This is a genomic window from Actinosynnema sp. NPDC059335, assembly GCF_042752395.1.
Lineage (GTDB): Bacteria > Actinomycetota > Actinomycetes > Mycobacteriales > Pseudonocardiaceae > Actinosynnema.
This window is the reverse complement of record NZ_JBHYXZ010000289.1, coordinates 1-4,550: the sequence shown is the minus strand read 5'-3', so window position 1 is coordinate 4,550 and position 4,550 is coordinate 1. Positions and strand designations below refer to the sequence as shown.

General features: G+C 76.0%; 4 protein-coding genes. 2 read left to right on the top strand and 2 right to left on the bottom strand.

Annotated features, from left to right (window positions below):
- The coding region (locus ACFXGA_RS39695) for a PQQ-binding-like beta-propeller repeat protein (protein ID WP_378098205.1) at positions 1 to 1,289 on the top strand (1,289 nt) is incomplete at its 5' end.
- Positions 1,290 to 1,296: 7 nt separating this feature from the next.
- Here the strand turns inward: ACFXGA_RS39695 and ACFXGA_RS39690 are convergent.
- Entirely contained in the window at positions 1,297 to 2,064 is a 768-nt protein-coding gene (locus ACFXGA_RS39690; protein ID WP_378098202.1) for a class I SAM-dependent methyltransferase, read from the bottom strand.
- Positions 2,065 to 2,433: 369 nt separating this feature from the next.
- Between ACFXGA_RS39690 and ACFXGA_RS39685 the strand changes: the two genes are divergently transcribed.
- Positions 2,434 to 3,453 (top strand): oxidoreductase, encoded by a 1,020-nt coding sequence (locus ACFXGA_RS39685; protein ID WP_378098199.1) that lies wholly within the window; start codon positions 2,434 to 2,436, stop codon positions 3,451 to 3,453.
- Between the two features lie 18 nt (positions 3,454 to 3,471).
- On the opposite strand, the gene ACFXGA_RS39680 is transcribed toward ACFXGA_RS39685, so the two are convergent.
- Positions 3,472 to 4,356: an LLM class flavin-dependent oxidoreductase gene (locus tag ACFXGA_RS39680; RefSeq protein ID WP_378098196.1), complete on the bottom strand. Its 885-nt coding sequence runs from the start codon at positions 4,354 to 4,356 to the stop codon at positions 3,472 to 3,474.
- Positions 4,357 to 4,550 lie beyond the last annotated feature (194 nt).

The following is a 4,550-nucleotide window of genomic DNA, read 5'->3' as shown; positions in this document are numbered from 1 at the left end:
CGCCCGGCCCTCCCGGCACCGGGCGCTCCCGATGGCGCCGCGCGGCGCGGCGGTTCCGGCCGGCCGGCGCGGTGGCCGCGGTCCTGGTCGTGGCGGCGGCCGTCCTCGCGCCCGCGGCGGCCGACGCGGTGATCACCCGGTCCGAGACCCGCGACGCCCGCGACTTCGAGCCGGAGCCCGTGGCCGAACGACCCGGCGACCGGCAGTGGGCCTGGCAGCCCCCTGCCGACGTGGTGGACGTCGTGCCCGTCCGGCACGGGGTGGCCGTCGCGACCCGGGACGGGGCCGTGACCGCGCTGCACGGCGACGACGGCCGGGTCGAGTGGCGGTACGCGCGGCCCGGTGCGCCGGTCGGCGTCCTGCTGGCGTCGGCGGACCGGCGCACGGTGGTCGTGTCCTACCGGTCCCCGCACGACACGAGGGCGCAGCAGGTCGTGGTGCTCGACGCCGACACCGGGACGCCGCGCTTCGACGTCGTGGTCCGGTCCGTGCTGGTCGAGACCGGGCAGCTCATGCCGGGCGAGCGGGTGCTGGCCCTGCGCGACGGCGAGGTCGTCACCGGCTACGACGTCCTGACCGGCGAAGCCCGGTGGCGGTGGTCGCCGCCGGCCGGCTGCGCGTCGTGGTTCGGCCAGGTGGTGTGGGGCCGCACGACGGTGCTCGTGCCGGTGGAGTGCGCCGACACGCTCGGCGTCACCGCGCTGGACGAGGCGACCGGTCGGGAGCGGTGGCGGCACGAGCTGCCCCGCGCCGAGTCCGACGGCGAGCGGCAGGACGTCCTGCTGCGCGGCACCCGGGACGGCTCCGCCGCCTTCCTCCAGGTGTTCGGCGCGCGACCGGACCCGGACGCCGCGCCGGACGGCCTGCTGGACACCGACACCGGTCGGGTGCTGGCGCGCCCGGCGCGGCCGTGGACCGTGCGCACCGACCTCGGCGTCATCCCGCTGCTGGAGCTGGAGCAGGCGGGCGGTCCTAGCACGGACCTGCGCGCGTTGGACCCGGCCACCGGCGCGACCACCCCGCTCTCGGTCGACGCCTGCCCGGCGCGCACCGCCGACCTCACCACGCGCACCGCGTATGTGCGCGCGTGCGCCGACAACGGCCGTGAGCTGACCCTGGTCACCCAGTCGTTGGACGGCTCACCGCCCACGTCCACTCCGGTCCGCCTCGACGGTTCGGGCTCACCGGCCCGCTCGGACGTCCTCCTCCTGGCCGTGCCCGGCGCGATCGTCGTCGCCCGCACCGCCTTCGGCGGCACGCCGGCTCCCGTGGTCGGCCTGACGGCCTGACCCGAGGTCACGCCGGCCGACGCCCGTGCACCGAGTAGACGACCGGCGAGGCGGCCAGGAACCGCCGGTCGGCCAGCAGGTCCCGCACGGCGGCGAGCTGCGCGTCGGTCATGCCCGCCGCCACCAGCCTGTCCCGCAGCATGTGGGTGTTGTGGGCGAGCAGCCGCACGCCCGGCGACCCGGTCCGCCACGGGTGCACGACCACGCGCGGGTCCACGTCGACCAGCCCGGCGTCCGCCATCGCGCCCGCCGCCTTGCGCCCCCACGCGCAGTCCACGCCGTAGGACTCGAACACGCTGTCCTTCACCGCGAGGAACGTCTCGTACAGCTCGGCGCTCGCGCGGTCCGGCGCGAGCAGCACCGGGCGGTAGGAGTTGTCGAACTCGTCCACCTGCAGCCACCCGCCCGGTCGGAGCGCGGCCACGAGCTTGCGCAGCACCTCGTCGCGCTCCGGCAGGTGCCGCAGCACCAGCCGCACGTGCACCAGGTCGAACGCGGCGTCGGGCAGCGGGTCGCACACGACGTCGTGCCGCAGCACGGTCAGGCCGGGCGCGGGCGGCACGTGCTCCGGCTGCACCTCGGTCGCCAGCACGACCGCGCCGCGCCCGGCCAGCCAGTGCGCCACGCTGCCGCCGCCCGCGCCGACCTCGAGGCACCGCCAGCCCGGTCGGATCCCGGTCTGCGCCAGCCGGGCGAAGGTGATCGGGTCGTACGCCGCGGCGACGCAGCGGTGCTGCTCGGCCACGTGCGCCCGGTCGAACACGTAGGTCGTCACGCCCGCCTCCCGCATTCCCATTCCGCGGCTTCCCGGACGTGCGCGGGAGGCCCGTTCCCGGCCGCCGCGACAATGCGCCGACCGGTTATCGGCGCCGACTCGGAAAATGTCTCGGGTTGTCCGAAGAATGGTCCGGTCAGCGTTCCCACCTCCGCGATCACCGCCTGCCGTGCGAGCGTATGGCAGGTCAGCGGCCCGGCGAGGGCACGCCGGCCAGTTCACTCTTCCTGGTCAACTCCCCCACGCGTGGTTGACAGGACTTCGTGGCTGAGCCAACGTCGGGGCCACATTTGAGCGCTCCACCGCTCATTTTCGTTGCCTTCGGAACCGGACGAGACAAGGCGGGGCCCACTAGTGCGCACACTCGTCGTGGGACTGGGCCGAGCCGGTGCGGACGTGCACCTGCCGGTGCTGGCCAGAGCGCGGACCTCGGTCCGCCAGCTGTTCGACGACCGACCGATCGTGGCGTGCGACCCGCGACGGCCACCGGCCGACCGACCGGGCCTGGCGGTGGTGGGCAGCCTCGGCGAGGCCGCCACCCTGCTCGACCCGGGCGAGGCGGTGGCGCACGTCTGCACGCCGCCCGCCGCGCGCACCGGGGTGCTGGTCGAGCTGGCCGAGCGCGGGTTCCGCAACGTGGTCGTGGACGCGCCGCTCGCCGCCGACACCGACGACCTGGCCCGGGTGACCCGCCTGCGCCGCAAGCACGGCCTGCGGATCGCGGTGGTCGAGCCCTGGTTGACCAGCGCGCTCACCGCGCGGCTCAGCGACCTGGTGCGCGGCGGCACGCTCGGCGAGCCCAAGTCGATCTCGATCGTGCAGGACCAGCCGCACTTCCGGCGGTCGCTGGCCACGCCGGCGCGGCGGACCGCGTTCGACGTGGAGCTGCCGCACGGCGTCGGCCTGGCGTTGCGGCTCGCGGGCAGCGCCCGGGTCACGCACGCGGCCGGGCACGACCTGACGGTGGGCGACGTGGTGGTGCCCCGGATGGGCGGCGCGCGGATCGGCCTGCGGCACAACAGCGGGATGCGCACGGAGATCAGCTCCGACCTCACCTCGCCGGTGCGGGAGCGCCGGATCACGGTGGAGTTCGAGCGGGGCACCGCGATCGGGCACTACGCGGTGAGCGAGGACGACGACCACTCGCAGCTCACCGTCACGGTCAACGGGCGGCGCGAGCACGAGGTGCTGCGGGACGACTCGCTCACGGAGTGGGTGATCCGCGCGTACCGGCTGTTCCACGCGGCGGGCGACCAGCACGCCCGCGGGTTCTCGTTCGCCACCGACGTGGTGCAGCTGCTGGCGGTGGCCAAGAACATCTGCGCCGAACCGGTGGTGCCGGCGGCGCGTCGTGAGGCGCCCGGCCCGGTCGCCGCGCAGGTCCGCTGAGCCCGCGCCCCGACCGGATCAGCCCGGCCCGGCCAGCGTCGGCAGCACGTCGGCGGCCACGGTGTCGAGGACCGCCTCGTCACCGGCGAACGGCCCCTCGGCCCGCGGCCACGGCGCGAGCACGTCGGTGAACCCCAGCTCGTCCGCCCGGCCGAGGAAGTCCCGGTAGCACTCGACGCTGGACAGCGAGAACACCGGCGCGGCGTCGGTCTGCAGCACGCGGCGGACCTCGCCCGCGGCGCGCGACCGGGCCGCGAGCGCGTCGTCGAACCGCGCCGACAGCTCGGCGAGCGAGCGCCACCAGCCGTCGAGCGAGTCGCGGTCGGTGCCCAGCGTGACCCAGCCCTGACCGTGCTCGGCGGCCAGCGCCAACCCCTTCGGCCCGTTCGCGGCCAGCAGGAACGGCACCCGCGGACGCCGCACGCACCCCGGCGCGGTGCGGGCGTCCACGGCGGTGTAGTACTCGCCGGCGTAGTCGACCCGGTCGCGGGTCAGCAGGGCGTCCAGCAGCTCCACGAACTCCCGGTAGCGGCGCGACGGGCTGGCCGCGCCCGCACCGGAGCCGAACACCCGCACGTCGTAGCCGCCCATCCCGCCCGCGCCGATGCCGACTTCGAGCCGGCCGTCGGACAGGTCGTCCAGCGCCAGCACGTCCCGCGCGAACGGCAGCGGGTGGCGGAAGTTCGGCGACGCCACCATGAACCCCAACCCGATGCGGGAGGTGACCACCGCGGCGGCGCTCAGCGTGGGCACCGAGCCGAACCACGGCGCGTCGACCAGCGGACCCCACCCCAGGTGGTCGAACGTCCAGGCGTGGGCGAACCCGTACGCCTCGGCCGCCCGCCACCGCGGTTCGGCCTCGGCCCAGCGGTACTCCGGCAGGATGGTGATCCCGGCCCTCACGACACCTCCCCCTGGTGGACGAGCCCGGCCCCCATCCGAACAGAGCACCCGCGGGTGGTCAACACCTGGGCGGGTGATCCACTCCGCCCGGGACGCGGCGGGGGGGGGGGGGGGGCGGGGCGGGGCGGGGGGGGGGGGGGGGCCCGGCCGCCCCCCCCGCCGGGCGGGGGGGGACAAAGATCAGAGCACACGCA